The sequence below is a fragment of the Lysinibacillus sp. NPDC093190 genome (assembly GCF_050280425.1).
GTDB lineage: Bacteria > Bacillota > Bacilli > Bacillales_A > Planococcaceae > Lysinibacillus.
On record NZ_JBNNVG010000028.1, the window covers coordinates 35,273 to 50,418 of the forward strand.

23 protein-coding genes and 1 other RNA gene are annotated in these 15,146 nt (G+C 35.8%); 9 read left to right on the top strand and 15 right to left on the bottom strand.

Annotation, left to right across the window (positions count from 1 at the left end):
* Positions 1 to 319: 319 nt before the first annotated feature.
* Entirely contained in the window at positions 320 to 760 is a 441-nt protein-coding gene (locus tag ACQKOF_RS19345) for a DUF2269 family protein (protein ID WP_427560512.1), read from the bottom strand.
* Positions 761 to 934: 174 nt separating this feature from the next.
* Here ACQKOF_RS19345 and ACQKOF_RS19350 point away from each other — a divergent pair, with 174 nt between their 5' ends.
* Positions 935 to 1,573 (top strand): YfbR-like 5'-deoxynucleotidase, encoded by a 639-nt coding sequence (locus ACQKOF_RS19350; RefSeq protein WP_370082871.1) that lies wholly within the window; start codon positions 935 to 937, stop codon positions 1,571 to 1,573.
* A 102-nt stretch (positions 1,574 to 1,675) separates the two neighbouring features.
* Entirely contained in the window at positions 1,676 to 2,188 is a 513-nt protein-coding gene (locus ACQKOF_RS19355; protein WP_370048454.1) for a zf-HC2 domain-containing protein, read from the top strand.
* Between the two features lie 52 nt (positions 2,189 to 2,240).
* Here the strand turns inward: ACQKOF_RS19355 and ACQKOF_RS19360 are convergent, their stop codons facing one another.
* The 3 genes from ACQKOF_RS19360 to ACQKOF_RS19370 all read right to left on the bottom strand — a co-directional run bounded on the left by ACQKOF_RS19360 (position 2,241) and on the right by ACQKOF_RS19370 (position 4,382).
* Positions 2,241 to 3,245, bottom strand: a complete 1,005-nt coding sequence (locus ACQKOF_RS19360) for an anti sigma factor C-terminal domain-containing protein (RefSeq protein ID WP_427560517.1) — start codon at positions 3,243 to 3,245, stop codon at positions 2,241 to 2,243.
* A complete protein-coding gene (locus tag ACQKOF_RS19365; RefSeq protein WP_427560519.1) occupies positions 3,238 to 3,768 on the bottom strand; it encodes a sigma-70 family RNA polymerase sigma factor in 531 nt (176 codons plus the stop codon). Before ACQKOF_RS19365 ends, ACQKOF_RS19360 begins: the two co-directional genes overlap by 8 nt.
* Before the next feature lie 275 nt (positions 3,769 to 4,043).
* On the bottom strand, positions 4,044 to 4,382 hold the full coding sequence (locus tag ACQKOF_RS19370) for a zinc ribbon domain-containing protein YjdM (RefSeq protein ID WP_427560520.1): 339 nt from the start codon (positions 4,380 to 4,382) through the stop codon (positions 4,044 to 4,046).
* 246 nt (positions 4,383 to 4,628) lie between these two features.
* On the opposite strand from ACQKOF_RS19370, the gene ssrS reads away from it, so the two are divergent.
* A non-coding RNA gene (gene ssrS, locus ACQKOF_RS19375) (6S RNA) lies at positions 4,629 to 4,821 on the top strand.
* 139 nt (positions 4,822 to 4,960) lie between these two features.
* Here the strand turns inward: ssrS and ACQKOF_RS19380 are convergent.
* Complete coding sequence (locus ACQKOF_RS19380) at positions 4,961 to 5,101, bottom strand: hypothetical protein (protein ID WP_427560522.1); 141 nt, start codon at positions 5,099 to 5,101, stop codon at positions 4,961 to 4,963.
* Between the two features lie 193 nt (positions 5,102 to 5,294).
* Between ACQKOF_RS19380 and ACQKOF_RS19385 the strand changes: the two genes are divergently transcribed.
* On the top strand, positions 5,295 to 5,921 hold the full coding sequence (locus ACQKOF_RS19385; protein WP_427560525.1) for a hypothetical protein: 627 nt from the start codon (positions 5,295 to 5,297) through the stop codon (positions 5,919 to 5,921).
* 70 nt (positions 5,922 to 5,991) lie between these two features.
* On the opposite strand, the gene ACQKOF_RS19390 is transcribed toward ACQKOF_RS19385, so the two are convergent.
* Complete coding sequence (locus tag ACQKOF_RS19390; protein ID WP_427560528.1) at positions 5,992 to 6,444, bottom strand: hypothetical protein; 453 nt, start codon at positions 6,442 to 6,444, stop codon at positions 5,992 to 5,994.
* Complete coding sequence (locus ACQKOF_RS19395; RefSeq protein WP_427560530.1) at positions 6,392 to 6,664, bottom strand: helix-turn-helix domain-containing protein; 273 nt, start codon at positions 6,662 to 6,664, stop codon at positions 6,392 to 6,394. The genes ACQKOF_RS19390 and ACQKOF_RS19395 overlap by 53 nt, the downstream gene beginning before the upstream one ends.
* Here ACQKOF_RS19395 and ACQKOF_RS19400 point away from each other — a divergent pair.
* Entirely contained in the window at positions 6,663 to 6,791 is a 129-nt protein-coding gene (locus ACQKOF_RS19400) for an SHOCT domain-containing protein (RefSeq protein ID WP_427560533.1), read from the top strand. The two genes, ACQKOF_RS19395 and ACQKOF_RS19400, sit on opposite strands and share 2 nt — an antisense overlap.
* A gap of 159 nt (positions 6,792 to 6,950) precedes the next feature.
* On the top strand, positions 6,951 to 7,202 hold the full coding sequence (locus ACQKOF_RS19405) for a helix-turn-helix transcriptional regulator (protein ID WP_427560535.1): 252 nt from the start codon (positions 6,951 to 6,953) through the stop codon (positions 7,200 to 7,202).
* On the opposite strand, the gene ACQKOF_RS19410 is transcribed toward ACQKOF_RS19405, so the two are convergent.
* Positions 7,173 to 7,403, bottom strand: a complete 231-nt coding sequence (locus tag ACQKOF_RS19410; RefSeq protein WP_427560538.1) for a hypothetical protein — start codon at positions 7,401 to 7,403, stop codon at positions 7,173 to 7,175. The genes ACQKOF_RS19405 and ACQKOF_RS19410 overlap by 30 nt on opposite strands.
* 219 nt (positions 7,404 to 7,622) lie before the next feature.
* Between ACQKOF_RS19410 and ACQKOF_RS19415 the strand changes: the two genes are divergently transcribed.
* Together ACQKOF_RS19415 and ACQKOF_RS19420 are read left to right on the top strand one after the other, a co-directional pair.
* Positions 7,623 to 7,844 (top strand): TM2 domain-containing protein, encoded by a 222-nt coding sequence (locus tag ACQKOF_RS19415; RefSeq protein ID WP_370048462.1) that lies wholly within the window; start codon positions 7,623 to 7,625, stop codon positions 7,842 to 7,844.
* 553 nt (positions 7,845 to 8,397) lie between these two features.
* Positions 8,398 to 8,640: a DUF3923 family protein gene (locus ACQKOF_RS19420; protein WP_427560597.1), complete on the top strand. Its 243-nt coding sequence runs from the start codon at positions 8,398 to 8,400 to the stop codon at positions 8,638 to 8,640.
* A 135-nt stretch (positions 8,641 to 8,775) separates the two neighbouring features.
* Here the strand turns inward: ACQKOF_RS19420 and ACQKOF_RS19425 are convergent, their stop codons facing one another.
* Complete coding sequence (locus tag ACQKOF_RS19425) at positions 8,776 to 9,954, bottom strand: NupC/NupG family nucleoside CNT transporter (RefSeq protein WP_427560541.1); 1,179 nt, start codon at positions 9,952 to 9,954, stop codon at positions 8,776 to 8,778.
* 394 nt (positions 9,955 to 10,348) lie between these two features.
* The gene (locus ACQKOF_RS19430) at positions 10,349 to 10,930 is read right to left on the bottom strand and encodes a hypothetical protein (RefSeq protein WP_427560543.1); all 582 of its coding nucleotides are present in this window, start codon (positions 10,928 to 10,930) and stop codon (positions 10,349 to 10,351) included.
* A gap of 156 nt (positions 10,931 to 11,086) precedes the next feature.
* On the opposite strand from ACQKOF_RS19430, the gene ACQKOF_RS19435 reads away from it, so the two are divergent.
* The gene (locus ACQKOF_RS19435) at positions 11,087 to 11,542 is read left to right on the top strand and encodes a hypothetical protein (RefSeq protein WP_427560546.1); all 456 of its coding nucleotides are present in this window, start codon (positions 11,087 to 11,089) and stop codon (positions 11,540 to 11,542) included.
* Positions 11,543 to 11,567: 25 nt separating this feature from the next.
* On the opposite strand, the gene ACQKOF_RS19440 is transcribed toward ACQKOF_RS19435, so the two are convergent.
* The 5 genes from ACQKOF_RS19440 to ACQKOF_RS19460 form a co-directional block, all read right to left on the bottom strand.
* On the bottom strand, positions 11,568 to 11,921 hold the full coding sequence (locus tag ACQKOF_RS19440) for a monothiol bacilliredoxin BrxC family protein (protein ID WP_427560549.1): 354 nt from the start codon (positions 11,919 to 11,921) through the stop codon (positions 11,568 to 11,570).
* A 109-nt stretch (positions 11,922 to 12,030) separates the two neighbouring features.
* A complete protein-coding gene (locus ACQKOF_RS19445) occupies positions 12,031 to 12,444 on the bottom strand; it encodes a VOC family protein (RefSeq protein WP_427560551.1) in 414 nt (137 codons plus the stop codon).
* Positions 12,445 to 12,743: 299 nt separating this feature from the next.
* On the bottom strand, positions 12,744 to 13,385 hold the full coding sequence (locus ACQKOF_RS19450) for a 3-oxoacid CoA-transferase subunit B (RefSeq protein ID WP_427560554.1): 642 nt from the start codon (positions 13,383 to 13,385) through the stop codon (positions 12,744 to 12,746).
* Positions 13,385 to 14,092: a CoA transferase subunit A gene (locus ACQKOF_RS19455; protein ID WP_427560556.1), complete on the bottom strand. Its 708-nt coding sequence runs from the start codon at positions 14,090 to 14,092 to the stop codon at positions 13,385 to 13,387. The genes ACQKOF_RS19450 and ACQKOF_RS19455 overlap by 1 nt, the downstream gene beginning before the upstream one ends.
* A gap of 107 nt (positions 14,093 to 14,199) precedes the next feature.
* Positions 14,200 to 15,078: a LysR family transcriptional regulator gene (locus ACQKOF_RS19460; protein WP_427560559.1), complete on the bottom strand. Its 879-nt coding sequence runs from the start codon at positions 15,076 to 15,078 to the stop codon at positions 14,200 to 14,202.
* Between the last annotated feature and the right edge of the window lie 68 nt (positions 15,079 to 15,146).

Here is a 15,146-nt window from a genome sequence, read left to right on the forward strand (position 1 = left end):
CGTTCCGACTGGGCGCTTTCCTGGGGGCGTCCGATGAGCCGCTTGGGCCAACACGATGTTGGTCACGAAGGCGTTATCACAGGACGTGATGGTTTTAGCCTTCGTTCCCCTATCTGCTCGCTCCAGGGTCTCATCTGTGACGCTGATCCCCAAGGAGTCGCCCAGTCTCCACTCCAATCAACCACTTCACATAGCATGTATCTTCTGGCATGTCACTCTAATTTATAGTGATAAAACGAAACTTCAGCAACAGATATTTTTTGTGCGAAAGCGGAGCGGAAGTAACATTCACAAAACTTAGGGTACGATTTTTTATCCTTTACCAAAGTACAGGCTTTGCTACCATTAGCCATAACATGATTAGCAATAACAAAATGTACATCCATGCTTTACGATGTAGCAATGAAGCAAATTTTTGCTGGTCATAAGCAGGTGTATTAAATGTCTGTAAAGTCGGTTTGAACGCTCTTGCTAAAAAAACAATGGAGGCCAACATCACGAGAAAAGTAAGAACAATCCACGAGGTACTCCATTGATAGCCTGCATGCCACATTAATAAAATACCGGATGCAACAAGAATATGCCCCGAATGCTTGACGATCGTAATGGCTCCTTTAAAAGCCTCAATATATGGTGACATTTCAACATGAGATGCTGTACGCATTTTCTTAACAATTGTTAAAACAACGAACAAAGGCCCAATCGAAAGGATAGCACTTAAAATATGTATGTAAAGAAGAAGTGTATAAATTGAAATCATGGTGCATACTCCCCTTTTAATCAGATCCCCCTCATTATAGCACTCAACATCAGCGTGCTTTATCGTCAATTGTGAATCATTTGTAAACGCAAATTGAATCATTGTAAAATATGTTTGAAATTTGCACAAAGAGGGTATGGATTATAGTAACATGCACATATAGACCAAAAAGGAGTGATTTTTATAGGAATTCATCAATTTTTTACAAGTCTTAATGATCTAGAGCGTATTATTCGTTGCCCTGGACGCTTCAAATTTGAGGAGCACAATGTGGCTGCTCACTCTTGGAAGGTATCACAATATGCGATGTTCTTTGCCACACTTGAAGAAATGAATGGAGCTACGGTCAATTGGAAATCATTATATGAAAAAACCATCAACCACGACTTTGCTGAAGTATTTATCGGTGATATTAAAACTCCAGTAAAGCATGCGAGCCCAGAGCTTAAGCAAATGCTTGCACATGTGGAAGAAAAAATGATGGAGAAATTTATTATTGATGAGATCCCACAAGAGTTTCAGGCTGTCTTCTTTGAGCGCATGAAAGAAGGTAAGGATAAAACTATAGAAGGTCTCCTACTTGAGTTTGCTGATAAGCTTGACCAATTCTACGAAGCCTTTGCTGAATTAAAACGTGGAAACACAGATAAAGAATTTGTGCATATGTATCAATCAGCCCTTTCCAAGATTTTAACTATTCCTCTTGAAGCGTCGGTTCACTATTTCCGTACTGAGATTCTGAAGGATGCTGTGAAGGAAAAAACACATATTGATATTCAAGCTTTGACCAATGAAGTATTAACATCAAATTAATAGGGTGCATGTAAGTTTTCCGAACAAATTAACTCACGGAAGGCTTTTTTTATTTCCCTAAAAAAGTCGTATAATGGAAGGAGATCGATCGGAGGGAAGCTTTTGTCACAGGAATGTTCAATTGTAGAGGATTTATTACCTTTGTATAAAAAACAAGCGCTCCAAGCAACTACTGTAGAATTTATCGAACAACATTTAGCTACTTGTGAGCATTGTCGGCAGCTCGCTACTTCAAAGCAATCACTAGGCTATCATTTATTAATGAAAAGAACGATAACGTTTTTCCATCTTGTTTTTATCGTACTATCCTTTATGTTTGCCATTAACTCTTCCTTACTGGGCAATCAAACAAGCTTTGCTATATGTTACGCGATTTTTGGCTGCCTTACTTATTTCTTTTATAAAAATATTTGGATTGTTTTTGCCATCAGCTCTGTACCTGTTTTCGTATGGGCCATTATTAACAATATTAATAATTCACTCTATGTCACCCACTACTCCTTAACGGAAATTGGGGCACTGTTGATTGGAGCTAGCTACATAGCCCTTTTACATACTATTTTTGCACTAATTGGTGCTGGTTTTGCTATTCTATTTCGTAGGTTTACAAAATAATGTTACACCAGCAGAAAGAAGTTGTCTCAAGTATCTGAGACAACTTCCTTCATCACCAATTATACCCATTCATAAGTTCAACATCCCCTAGCATTTCATTAGAAATACCTTCTAAATCTTGAAGCATCCATAGTTTCTTTGCCGGTCCTGTTACAACAGCGCCATAAGCTTGAAATCCATTCTTTTTAATATAATCATAGCGTTCTTGCAAATGATGTAAACCTAAAAATCCCTCGTAATAGCTTTCCTTTTCATTTTTCAATAGTTTTTCCATATTTCTTACCATCCAACGCTGGCTATCTTTCAAATTACTTGTTAAGTCCTGTGCTTCAGATATATGTGAATAATCATCACTAACTGTTAAGCCTCCTGATAGCCCGATTCTATCATAAATTGTAATTGTACCACTGGAGCGGCCAGAAGCAGTTGGTTCAAAGGATTTAAACTCACCTGTATATAATGGCATCCAAACAATTCGGACTTCGTACGGAGCAAGCATTTTTTCCAATTCTATAGGCTCTTTAAATGTTGAAATCGAAAATGCCATTTCCGCTACAGCTCCATCAGGTAATTTCTCTAATATATCCCATATATTATTATTAAGTTGAGATGAGGTTGCTTTTCCCGTTACCGGATCTTCGGGTAAATTAAAATTAAATTGTTGTGATGTATTTGTCGACGGTAAGTCCATACTCAGAGATGCATTAGAATTCAATATAGATTTTTCAACATGCATTTCGCCGACTACTACCTTTTCCTTTCCTACCTGCTTCTCAAGAGGATAGCTAAATTTTTGCGTCAGAAATGGTGTTATTTCTGCAGGCGAACCCATATAATATTGACCTTTCATATTTGGATGTTGCCATTCAAGTACTATTAAAGAGTTATAAGCATGTTTAAGATCAGGACGCGTTTTATCAAAAACGATGGACACCCCTGCTATATAGAGCGCATAAATAACGAAGCATATTAGCAATATACGCAGTACTCGAAATGTTAATGTAAAACGGTATTTTCGTAAAATCTTTTTTTCATTCTCCTGCGACCACTCAGTCATGTTGAAAACCTCCATTCTTTTTCACTATTTCTTCCAATCTTTTGCGGGCACGATGCAAAAGTATTTTCACCTGCCCCTCAGAAAGCTCTAGTGCCTCCTGCAATTCTAAGTAGGTGAATTGTTCATATTCACGTAAATATAAAATCGTTCGGTAATTTTCAGGCAAAAATTTCAGCAACGCCTGTACATCTTCTGTCACTTCCTGCATTAGAAAATCCTCTTCTGGCAGCCCATATGGACTTAGCATTTCATCTTTCCAAAATAAGTGTGCGAACGGAATAGTCCTTCGCCTTTTCTGCTTACGCCATTCATCTAAATACGTATTCCGTGCTACTTTGAATAACCATGCTCTCACATCCTCCTCTTTATAAAACGACAGCGATATCGTAGCTCGTACAAATGTTTCTTGCACTAAATCCTCCGCTATATGCACTGACCCAGACATCTTCAGCAGAAAATAATATAACGATTTCGCGTATTTTTCATAAAATTGCTCAAGCTCGTTTTTCCGCTGTCTGTCCATGCCATCCCCTCGCTTTGCAATTTCACAAGTAAAACGTATATCTTTTCTAAATGTTACAGTAATTACTAAAAATTTTTATTGAAATCAATTTCGCCTTGGCGTAATTGTTGCTGTCGCTTCGCTTTCGCACAGATAAACAATGCGTCCGGAGGCTTTATTTTTATTCAGTAGGTGTTTAGACACCTACTGAATAAAAATAAAAAAGAGTCGTTTTTTGAATAGCTTCCCAACATCATTTCCTAGTTGGGTGCTTCATTTTCACGACTCTTTTTTACTTATGCTTTTTTTACGAACTCAGACTTTAATTTCATTGCACCAAAGCCATCGATTTTACAATCAATATTGTGATCGCCTTCAACGAGACGAATACTTTTCACCTTTGTCCCAATTTTTAATGTTGAAGAACTACCCTTAACCTTCAAATCCTTAATAATTGTAACGGAATCACCGTCCGCAAGTAGATTGCCATTAGCATCCTTTACGATTAACGTATCTGTCTCCTGCTCTGTGACATCAGAGCTCCACTCATGCGCACATTCTGGACATACAAAGTTCGTTCCATCCTCATATGTGTATTCAGAATTACATTTCGGACAATTTGGATAAGCTGCCATTTCCGCTTCCTCCCTATACTGTTTTGCTAGGTAAACCCTATATATTCTCCTATCTTTACATACTTCGCCCTATTAAGTAAAGGATGTTCGTATTTTTCGTTCGTATTTGTGAAAAATGTTTGAATCTGTTTTATGTTTTTGGAGATATTTCATTCTGGATAAGTATGATTTGGGACACTCGCCCATTGACTTTTTTGTACAAACCATCTTACTTGCAAGTTTGTTTAACATGCCTTATTATATCCTTAAAGGCTGCATTGTTCGTATAATATTAAGTTTTAACCTTTAAGCTGTAAAAGGGAGTTTTATTATTGGAGTTGGAATGACGGGCCTCACACCAAGGTGCATGAGGATAAGCAGGAAAGCTTCTGCGAACACCCACTTTGAGGAGTGGTGGTTTAAAACTTTCTATAATAACTACGGCATACGCGGCTTTTACTCTAAATACTGTTATATCAATGTTTATTCAGCATCTTAGCCAAATTGGTTAAGATGCTTTTTTCATCCCTAAAAAGCCGATGGGGTTAAATTGGGGTTAAACTTCTTTATAATTACAAATAAATAAAATCAAACTTCTCTTATCTACGTACAATACACACTCTTATACGAGACTCTATTACGGGGTTCTTCTTATCAACAGCCTTATTAACATCTGTGGAAGATTTTTTAATTGGTTGTTCTATAAAATCATACATAGTAATTTGTTTTTGATCTTTCATATCTTATATTCCCCTCTCTACCATTCCAGCCAATTATCTAACGATGGTTCACTATGCACTATTGATTGTAGAAAGCTATCATGTTCTTTTAACCAGTTATAGAACTCCACCAAATAAATAACAATCCATTGAGTTAATAGCCCTCCCCCACTTACTTTCTTCCACATAGCATAAGATGAAAGGAGGGAAAATTGTGTGCATAAATAATGGAAGTTGTAATTGTTTATCACCACAAATAGAATGTGAAAATTTTGGACCCTTTGTGGCAAAAAATATAAACTGTATAAACTTTGAAATTGAAAGTGGCGAAGAAAACGACAGCGGTTCAATAATCCCTTTTTCCTCGGGAATTTCAACATCTGTAGTTACTATAGGGCCTGCCTTTGGATTAACGGCTAGTCTTATAGGATTCGGTACTGCTATTAATGGTGTGCCTATTTTAGACAATACAATAGACTTAACTGGACTTTTAAGCGAAGCTTTCTCAGTTCCACGCAATGGTAATATTACTGCTATTTCCGCAGCATATAATTACTTTTTAAATTTTAACCGAGGAGGGCTTACTACTATAACAGCTCAAATCTATCGTGCTCCTGTAGGAAGTAACATCTTCACTGCTACAAATGCACGTGTTGATTTAGCTCCACCTGTCGCTGGAGTTCTAGCAGGAATAACTTTTGGTTCAACAGAAATCGAGCCAGTACCTGTCTCCACGGGCGATCTTTTATTAATGGTATTTTATATTTCATCAGTAATAAATCCTCCTGCACTAAATTTCGCAATTGAAGGTACTGCAAGTGCAGGTATTAATATTGTATAAAAGAAAGAATTTCCTTTACTTTTTAAGATACCAATAAATAAGTGCATGATTTAAAGAGAGATTGATTAAATCACGCACTATTTATTTGTGGACGACTATGACGTTCATTAAGCCAGTTATAAAACGGTACTGGTCGTTCTCTATTCGCTGTTTCTTCTATATATGATGATTCATTTGATTTATTACTTAAACGCTCTATAGCCTTACTATATGCACCCACGAATACGGCTCTTAATGTACTTGTAACTGTTAATGTACCGTTTGCAATATCATGTAAAATGTTAGCTAAAATGTCTTTAGCGTTCACAAAATCGCGTATATCGTTCATTTTTGTAGCCAATACACATTTATGTAATTCATTTTCTAAATCACATAAATTATTATTTGCTTGTTTAGAACTTAAAAGATTAAAAGAGTTTAAAGATAGGTTTTCAGATTGTTGCGCTTCACCCTTACTCTCACAAGGCTTTTCAGCATTTCCACGCTGGGACATTGTAAGGCAAAATGATATAAATGCTTGCACCTTGTCCACCTTTGCTTTTTACAGTCGTTTCTTTCTTAACGATTCCTAGCGATTCTAATTTTGAAATAGCACGATAAACCGTCTTTGTGCTGATCTCCAATGCTGCAGCAATAGTAGCAGCTTTCAAATGACAAGCCCCTGGATGTTCCAAAGCATGACTAGCAAGCTTGAAAACGATGGCACGTTCTGATTCAGTCAAATTGTAGTAGTGTGCTGCCATGTGGTTCTCAACAGCTGCCATGTACGATGTTGCCGATGAAATCCGTGAATTGAAGGAACTATTAGAGGATGAATTAATCACTCAGGAAGAATTTGACGCGAAGAAAAAGCAATTATTAGGTATCTAGGTCACTCAAAATGAGTGGCTTTTTTTGTGGAAGTTTTTAGCATAACAGGAAAATAAATTCACTATATCTGTTGACGATAGTAAATAGATATAGTATAAGTCGATGATATTCTTTTCATAAAGTAATGGGGGATGATATAAATAAGGTGAAACTTTTTAGATGGAATACAAGGTAGCAAATAAAGAAGAATTTATTAAACTGGTTCAATCTGAAATATTAACAACGTCAGAGGTTATAGAGGAATTACAAATATCTCGGCAAGCACTAAATTCGCTCGTAAAGCGCGGTAAGTTAGTTCCGGTAAAAGAATTAAGTCGAGATAAATTATATTTAAGGGAAGATATAGAAAGTCGAAAAGAAGCTGCTAAGGAGCTGCAAACGTTATTTTCCTCTTTTGCCTCTCAATTCTAACATTTCTTTTCTAAATGCAGCTTCTTCTTCAGGAGAAATTTTACTAGTTAACTCTTCCATATACTTAATTGCTGCTTTAGCTAACGCTTCTCCCGATAACACTTCACCGATTGGTTCACGAGTAGCAAAATATTGGTCAGTATCGACTTGTTTTTCTTCTTGATTCATAGTCCCCATTCCATCATCCTTTTTCTCTTTCATTTGATTCTTCCCCCCTTTATCGTACTCTTTTTTCCAATAACAGGAATATTCCTCGTGGTAAAAAAGGTATAAAATCTACCTAATAAACAGCAATGAATAACACGCTGGTTTACTATGGTTGGCACTTATTTCAAGTAGAGAAAAACGTAAAAGAATGATAGACTTTTGAATGGAAATGTAGTTAATTATTACTACATAAAAGAAAGGTGATTAATAAAAATGCAACAACAAACTTCAGAAAAAAACTATATAGTAATGATTTTACTATGTTTCTTTTTAGGTAGTCTAGGAATACATCGCTTCTACGCAGGTAAAATAGGTACTGGTATTTTAATGATTATAACTTTGGGTGGACTAGGTATCTGGACATTGATCGATTTTATTATGATTATTATCGGCAAATTCAAAGATAAAGAAGGAATGGAAATAAAACCTTCTTAACAATAACGGAAAGGCGTTGGTTAACTACGGTTAGCTGGCGCTTTTTTGAATGGAGAAATGTTGTTTAATAAATCTTAGATGTCAGGGAGGTTTGATATACTCCCTATATGTCTCCTATGGCCGCTTTTAACTCTTTCCCGATAAATGCTATTCCTTGCCTTTTAATACGGGGAATATACACATTTAAATCAATTTCTTTTCACTCATCTGACATTTTAATCATACAGCCACAAGGCTTTTGAACGAATCACTCTCCATTATTGGAGGGTGATTTTTTTTAATCAAAATGAGCTAATATTTGTTGTCTGTTTTTTTGTTCATATTTAATTCGTCATTTATTTTTGTAAATTATAAGGAAATCAGTCTTAAGGCTGAGAGGTAGCACCACCTAAAGTTTGTTTCCAGTAAAAAGGAAAAGTGTTACAATTAAAAAACATTTATCGGAGCATTAAGATTCATCGCCAAAAGTAGGGATGACGTTTATTAAGGAGCGTAAAGTTATGGTAGTAAACCAAATACAATTATGAATAGAAAGGAGATATTTATTTTGAGTATGAAAATATGGTGGGCTATAAATATTGTATGGCTATTCATTTTTGCTGCTGGGGCCATATTTATTGGAGTAAGAGAAGTTGATTATGCAGGGGTAGTTCAAACTCCTGAAGTTAGAATGGTTTCATTCATTGTTTTGGGTATTGTATTTTTGATTGTTGCACTATTTCAACTAATACTACTCATTTTTATTCATTTTGTTAAAAATGGGACAACCAATACTTCAACAAAAAGACTATCTTAACAATGGTGGTCTTTGTAGTTTTCTAAGTCACATAAATGAAGTGCAAAAAACCACACACTTTAGCCATACAAAAACTGCACCCCAATTGATGTGTCTATCAATTGAAGTGCAGTCAACTACTTCTTTTTTTATAAATTAAATAACAATACCAACAATTGTAGCCGTTAAGATACTAACGAGCGTAGCCCCATACAACAACTTTAAGCCAAAACGAGCAACTACATTCCCTTGTCTTTCATTCAAACCTTTTACCGCTCCAGCAATAATACCGATAGATGAAAAGTTTGCAAAAGATACAAGAAAGACTGAAATAATAGCCAGTGTATGCGCACTCATAGACTTAGCTACTTCTCCAAGGCTTATCATTGCAACAAATTCATTCGTTACTAATTTTGTTGCCATAATTCCTCCAGCAGTAATAGCATCTGCCCAAGGTATACCCATTAGGAAAGCAATTGGTGCAAAGATATAACCTAAAATGTCTTGGAAGGATATACCGAAAATCATATCGAATAGTGAATTGATTAAATCCATTAATGCTACGAAACCGATCAGCATAGCGCCAACAATGATGGCCACTTTAAATCCATCCATGATGTATTCTCCAAGCATTTGGAAGAACGATTGCTTTTGTTCATCTATCTTTAAAATATCTTCACTTGCTTCTACTGTATACGGATTGATGATCGAAACAATAATAAAACCGCCAAACAAGTTCAAGACAATCGCTGTTACAACATATTTTGGTTCAATCATCGTCATATATGCTCCAACAACTGACATCGAAACGGTCGACATTGCTGATGCGCATAATGTATACATTCGCTGTGGGCTAATCTTATCTAATTGTTTTTTAACAGTAATGAATACTTCAGATTGACCAACCATTGCAGAAGCAACAGCATTATAGGATTCCAATTTCCCCATACCACTTACTTTACTTAAAAGTAAACCTATCCCTTTCATGATGAGAGGAAGAATTTTGAAATGCTGTAAGATCCCTATCAATACAGATATAAAAACAATAGGTAATAACACATTTAGGAAGAAGGAATACTCCCCTTCATTCGCTAAACCACCAAAAACAAAAGTTATACCTGTACTTGCGTAAGCCAACAAATGATCAAATACTTTTGTAAAACCTTTAATTAGAACATAACCAAACTTAGTATTTAGCAGTAATGCTGCAAGTATAAATTGGATGATTAACATCATAATTATGTTTTTATATTTTATTTCTTTTTTGTTTTTACTCATTAACAGAGCTAAACCAAATACAAGTAGCAATCCACAAATGGATATTAAGTATCTCATGAGTTCCTCCATAAATAATATTGAATTTTTACGCGTTCGATATCCGAAACTACAAATCCTTCTGTCACTCATTATGTTCCATTATTGAAACATGGATAACAGCTTTAGATCTTTAACTGAAAATATGTAGACAGTCAGACGTCAGACAAATCACTTCACTATACATTGTTTTTACTAGCAATTCAATAGTTAAAAGAAAAAAACTCTGTGAAAAGTGTATACGCTTACAAAATTATCGTATAAAAAAGACCATCATAAATGATGGTCTCCGTTTACCACAAGTTCTAAATAGAGTTCTCCTATTTTAATTAACCTATACTGCATTTTTTCTTGTTTTCCTTGTACCAGTCATCTGCGATTCAATTTACTTTCTCGTTATAATTAATTTTAGTCATCAGGTGTTTGAACGCCTGATGAAAGAAGTTAAATTCAATGCTTGTCGGGTAGATTCAATAAGTGATTCATCACCTTTAAGTTCTCTTAACTTTAATGTTTCTTTAAAGCATTTTTCTGCCTCTGCAATTTCCCCTATTTCTAACAAACACTTTCCTCTATGTTGCATGGCAAAGTCCACATATAACAAATTATTGTTTACCTTACATTTATCTAAAACATCGTTGAAGATTTCCATTGCTTCCATTGGATTACCGTTATATTTAATTGCCTCTCCTAGGCGTATTAATGACACGATTTCTCGATTGCTATCGTTCTGATCGCAGGCAATTTTAATGCATTCCGATAAAATATTTATGGCTTTTTGTGGTTCTCCATAAATTCTATATAAGTTCCCCAGCGTTCCCATTAGAAAGTATTTCTCATCTTCACTCGTTATATTTGCAAGTAAATTTTCAGCAATGTTTATCATTTCTTTTAATCTAAAAGGATTAGACGTTTTTTCACGAAGGTACTCATTGTTATCAAAATAAATTATTTCGCTTATTGTCAAAAGACAGTTTTTAAACTCTGAAAAGTTCATTTTTGAATACCTCCAATTGTTTTTTCTGATCTTTATCTAGAACCGCACTTAAAACGAGGATGTAATTCCATGTTCATCTTGAAAAAAGCTATCTTCTTTTTGTATAATTCCCTTCCATTTTGCGCATATATGGTAGTAACAAGGGAGGTTATTACATTGAAGAAGTTATTTTATTTACTTTTACTAGCCACACTACTATTATCAGCTTGCGGGAAAAATACTGCGCCAAAGGAAGTTGCCGTCGATAAAAATACTTCCGTTGAAGATATAGTAGGAGCTATCGTTAAAAATAAATTTACCGTTGAAGAAAAGAACGGTATCGTCTCAATCTCTATACAGGATACAGATGTGAAAAAAGGTATGAAAAATCAAATGCTGAAGGATTCCACTAAAATATTTGCAGAGCTGTCTAAGCTACCTAGTGTTAAAACTCCAGCTATTAGTTGGTATGCTCCGTTAACAGAACCAAATGGGAACAAATCTATGAATGAACTATTAAATATTTACTTTAGTGAGGAAGATTTTAGAAAGGCTAATTGGGCAAATTATACCCAGCTAGATATTGAATCTATTGCTACTCATTATCATCAAGAGGCTTCTTTAGGGCATTAGAAAGCTTCAATAGTAAGATACCCCTTCACGTATTATGGATGGGTATCTTTTTTTCCTGTTCACTAAACATACATACTAATTGCTTCAGACAAAGCGCTTTTTTTATTTTGTAATGCGTTGCTTGCCAAATGCCTTTTCCGTCCTTCAAAATTAAAAGCTGTGGTGATTCCTTTAGCTCCTTCTCAATGATATTTGAAATATCCCTATCCTTCTGCACAATAACTAAATACTTAGGTAAATTAGTTTCCAGTGCTTTAAATTCCTTTAATGCAGAAATGCTACTAATACATGTCATACTGAATTTTAACATTAGACAAGGATTGTGCTTAGATTGCTGTAAAACTTCTCTCCATTGTTCATTGGTTTTGATTCGTTGCATACTATAAACCTCCAACTTATTATTCTTCCATTCATTATATACCACACAGGGTATTAAAATAAAAATACGAGCCTACAATAATGTAAGCTCGTACCTTTAATCATAATATTTAAATTCCCTCTGTGTTCATCAATACAAGACGCCAGCCATCGGGATCTTCAATTGTGACCCCTTTTTCAGCCCAATATGTATTTTCTGGCTCCACCTCAGGATAGCCCATTTGCAATAAGCGTTCGGCAATACGCTGTATGGTTGAACGCTTTGGAATATATAGTACAAGCAAATTATCCTTTGTTGGCGCTGGGCAAGGACTTCCTTCAATATGCTCTATAAATTCTAAATGATAGCTAGCATTCGGTAGACCAATCATGATACCTGTGTAGCCTCGATGTCCTGAAAAAGAGCCGATTTTTTCTAACCCTACGCCTTCACAATAAAATTTTTCAATTTCCTTTATTTTATCAGTCGGTCGTGCAACGCGTACCTGTGCTACCTGTATTTCATCTGACCATTGTTGTCTCATTGTTATATTTCTCCTTTTCAACCATTGTACAATTGCAAAATAGAGCTAGAGAACAGCCAATAGTCTGAAAAATCACAATCAACCTTCATGCTCTTCAAAAATACCTGCGAAGTTGATTGAAATACCCGCGAAGCAACAATACCACTTCAAAAAATCACATATTTATCCATCTATTACCACTCCGAATGAAAAAAAACCAGCCCTATCAAAGAACTGGTTATGCATTAACTGCCCGTAAACGCATGATTAGTGAAGACTATTATTAGTGCGGCTGACGAAAACCCACTTATTAAGTAACCTTATACTGTTAAAGCGACACTAAAAGAAGCAGCAGTCTTCTCTTTTACTTCCTCTAACGTGACACCCTCTGCTAATTCTATAAGCTGCATCCCTTCATCCGTAAAATCAAAAACTGCCAAATCTGTAATTAACCTATGCACAACGCCCTTACCTGTTAACGGAAGCTCACATTGTTTTTTTATTTTCGACTCACCGTTTTTATTAACATGCTCCATCACGACGACTACTCTTTTCGCCCCGACTACAAGGTCCATGGCGCCTCCCATACCTTTCACCATTTTCCCTGGAATCATCCAGTTCGCAAGGTCACCCGTTTCAGATACTTCCATGCCACCTAAAATAGCAAGATCGATATGCCCCCCACGAATCATGGCAAATGATTCGGCACTGTCAAAGAAAGAGGCACCCGGAACTGCAGTGACCGTTTCTTTACCCGCATTAATTAAATCAGGATCGACCACTTCCTCTGCTGGGTATGGACCAATGCCAAGAAGTCCGTTTTCTGACTGTAAAAGGACATTATAATCAGTTGGAATTGCATTGGCCACTAGCGTTGGGATACCAATTCCTAAATTGACGTTCATGCCGTTTTGTATTTCTTTTACCGCTCTATTTACTATTCTTTGTCTTGTATCAGCCATCACGCATCCCCCCTCTTCACCGTCAAACGCTCGATACGCTTCTCATAATGTTCACCTAGTAAAATGCGTTGCACGAACACCCCTGGCGTGTGAATATGATCTGGATCTAACTCTCCTACTTCAACAATTTCCTCTACTTCTACAATCGTAATTTTCCCTGCCATTGCGGCTAAAGGATTAAAATTACGTGATGTTTTTCTGAAAACTAAATTTCCTAGCTTGTCTGCCTTCCATGCTTTGACAAGGGCAAAATCTGCGACAATACCTTTTTCTAAAATATATTCCTTGCCATCAAAAACCTTTACTTCTTTTCCTTCAGCAATAGGTGTTCCAACTCCTGTAGCAGTGTAAAAACCTGGAATTCCAGCACCGCCAGCTCGCATACGCTCCGCCAACGTACCTTGTGGTGTCAATTCTACTTCTAGCTCCCCACTTAAAAATTGCTGCTCGAAAATTTTATTTTCACCTACATAGGACGCAATCATTTTTTTGATTTGTTTATTTACTAATAAAAGCCCTAAACCCCAATCATCCACACCGCAGTTATTGCTTACAACTGTTAAGCCCTTTGTTCCCATTTGTACTAGCGCCGCAATTGATTTTTCAGGGATACCACATAGCCCGAAGCCCCCTACCGCTAACGTATCCCCATCTTTAATATCTACAACGGCTTCCTCAAACGAATTCCACACTTTCCCGTTCCTCATATCGAGACCCCCTAAAATAGCTCGTTTATTAAGAAAAATTCTACCTTAATACCATTTTATAAGTAAAGGAATTAATTAGAATATTATTTATTCTAAAAGTGCATAAATCATTTTTCAAAACGTATTGTATTGAGTAACTGCTTTAATGCAAAAGATTGATATGTATTTTTCTTCGTAATAACACCTAAACGCCATGGCATGTCAAAATTAAGTAACGGAATAATTTTCACATTTTTATTTGTCTGCTTTGCGGCAATGGAATATGGTAAAAGTGTTACCCCTAAATTCGAGGATACTAGCTCCACTATTAAATCCCATTGTGAGCTTTTATAGCCGATTATTGGTGTAAATCCTACACTTTTACATGATTTAATAACATAATCATGCAATGTGAATTCCTCTGTAAAGATTATGAATGTTTCATTTTTCAAATCTTGTAATAGAATATGTTCTTGCTGCGCCAATGGATGGGACTCATTGATAAAGACAAAAAATTGGTCTTCCACAAATGATTGGACGGAAAATTTTCTTTCGTCTGTAGGTATTACTACAATCCCCATATCAACATCGCCATTTTCTACTAATGTTCCGATCATCTTAGCTCCACGTTCCACAAGCTCTAAATGTACCTTTGGATACTGCTTATGAAACTTTCGAGCGATTTCAGGGAAAAATAGTGTGCCAATTAACGGCGGTATCCCTAATTTAATCGTACCTGTTTCGATGTTCGATAAATCATCCAATAATATATGTAAATCATGTACAGAACGTATTATTTTTTGTCCTTGTTTATAGACGATACTACCAGCGTCTGTTAATTCTATATTGCGTGTAGAGCGGTTTAATAACTCTACATGAAGAGCATTCTCCAACTTTTTAATGCTTTTGCTTAATGAAGGCTGTGATACAAAGGATTCATTAGCTGCCTTTGTAAAGCTCCCATGTTCAACAACAGTCATAAATGCTTTTAAATCTCGCAATTCCATATAGATACCCCCTATTTATTCTAATTTGTTATAAAAATTATTCCCCAAACCCCTATTTAGTAATAAAT

Coding starts and splice junctions, on each gene's coding strand:
- ACQKOF_RS19345 (WP_427560512.1), bottom strand. CDS start 760: ATGATTTCAATTTATACACTTCTTCTTTACATACATATTTTAAGTGCT.
- ACQKOF_RS19360 (WP_427560517.1), bottom strand. CDS start 3,245: ATGACTGAGTGGTCGCAGGAGAATGAAAAAAAGATTTTACGAAAATAC.
- ACQKOF_RS19365 (WP_427560519.1), bottom strand. CDS start 3,768: ATGGACAGACAGCGGAAAAACGAGCTTGAGCAATTTTATGAAAAATAC.
- ACQKOF_RS19370 (WP_427560520.1), bottom strand. CDS start 4,382: ATGGCAGCTTATCCAAATTGTCCGAAATGTAATTCTGAATACACATAT.
- ACQKOF_RS19380 (WP_427560522.1), bottom strand. CDS start 5,101: ATGAAAGATCAAAAACAAATTACTATGTATGATTTTATAGAACAACCA.
- ACQKOF_RS19400 (WP_427560533.1), top strand. CDS start 6,663: ATGTGGTTCTCAACAGCTGCCATGTACGATGTTGCCGATGAAATCCGT.
- ACQKOF_RS19395 (WP_427560530.1), bottom strand. CDS start 6,664: ATGGCAGCACACTACTACAATTTGACTGAATCAGAACGTGCCATCGTT.
- ACQKOF_RS19405 (WP_427560535.1), top strand. CDS start 6,951: ATGGAATACAAGGTAGCAAATAAAGAAGAATTTATTAAACTGGTTCAA.
- ACQKOF_RS19410 (WP_427560538.1), bottom strand. CDS start 7,403: ATGAAAGAGAAAAAGGATGATGGAATGGGGACTATGAATCAAGAAGAA.
- ACQKOF_RS19415 (WP_370048462.1), top strand. CDS start 7,623: ATGCAACAACAAACTTCAGAAAAAAACTATATAGTAATGATTTTACTA.
- ACQKOF_RS19420 (WP_427560597.1), top strand. CDS start 8,398: ATGAAAATATGGTGGGCTATAAATATTGTATGGCTATTCATTTTTGCT.
- ACQKOF_RS19425 (WP_427560541.1), bottom strand. CDS start 9,954: ATGAGATACTTAATATCCATTTGTGGATTGCTACTTGTATTTGGTTTA.
- ACQKOF_RS19430 (WP_427560543.1), bottom strand. CDS start 10,930: ATGAACTTTTCAGAGTTTAAAAACTGTCTTTTGACAATAAGCGAAATA.
- ACQKOF_RS19440 (WP_427560549.1), bottom strand. CDS start 11,921: ATGCAACGAATCAAAACCAATGAACAATGGAGAGAAGTTTTACAGCAA.
- ACQKOF_RS19445 (WP_427560551.1), bottom strand. CDS start 12,444: ATGAGACAACAATGGTCAGATGAAATACAGGTAGCACAGGTACGCGTT.
- ACQKOF_RS19450 (WP_427560554.1), bottom strand. CDS start 13,385: ATGGCTGATACAAGACAAAGAATAGTAAATAGAGCGGTAAAAGAAATA.
- ACQKOF_RS19455 (WP_427560556.1), bottom strand. CDS start 14,092: ATGAGGAACGGGAAAGTGTGGAATTCGTTTGAGGAAGCCGTTGTAGAT.
- ACQKOF_RS19460 (WP_427560559.1), bottom strand. CDS start 15,078: ATGGAATTGCGAGATTTAAAAGCATTTATGACTGTTGTTGAACATGGG.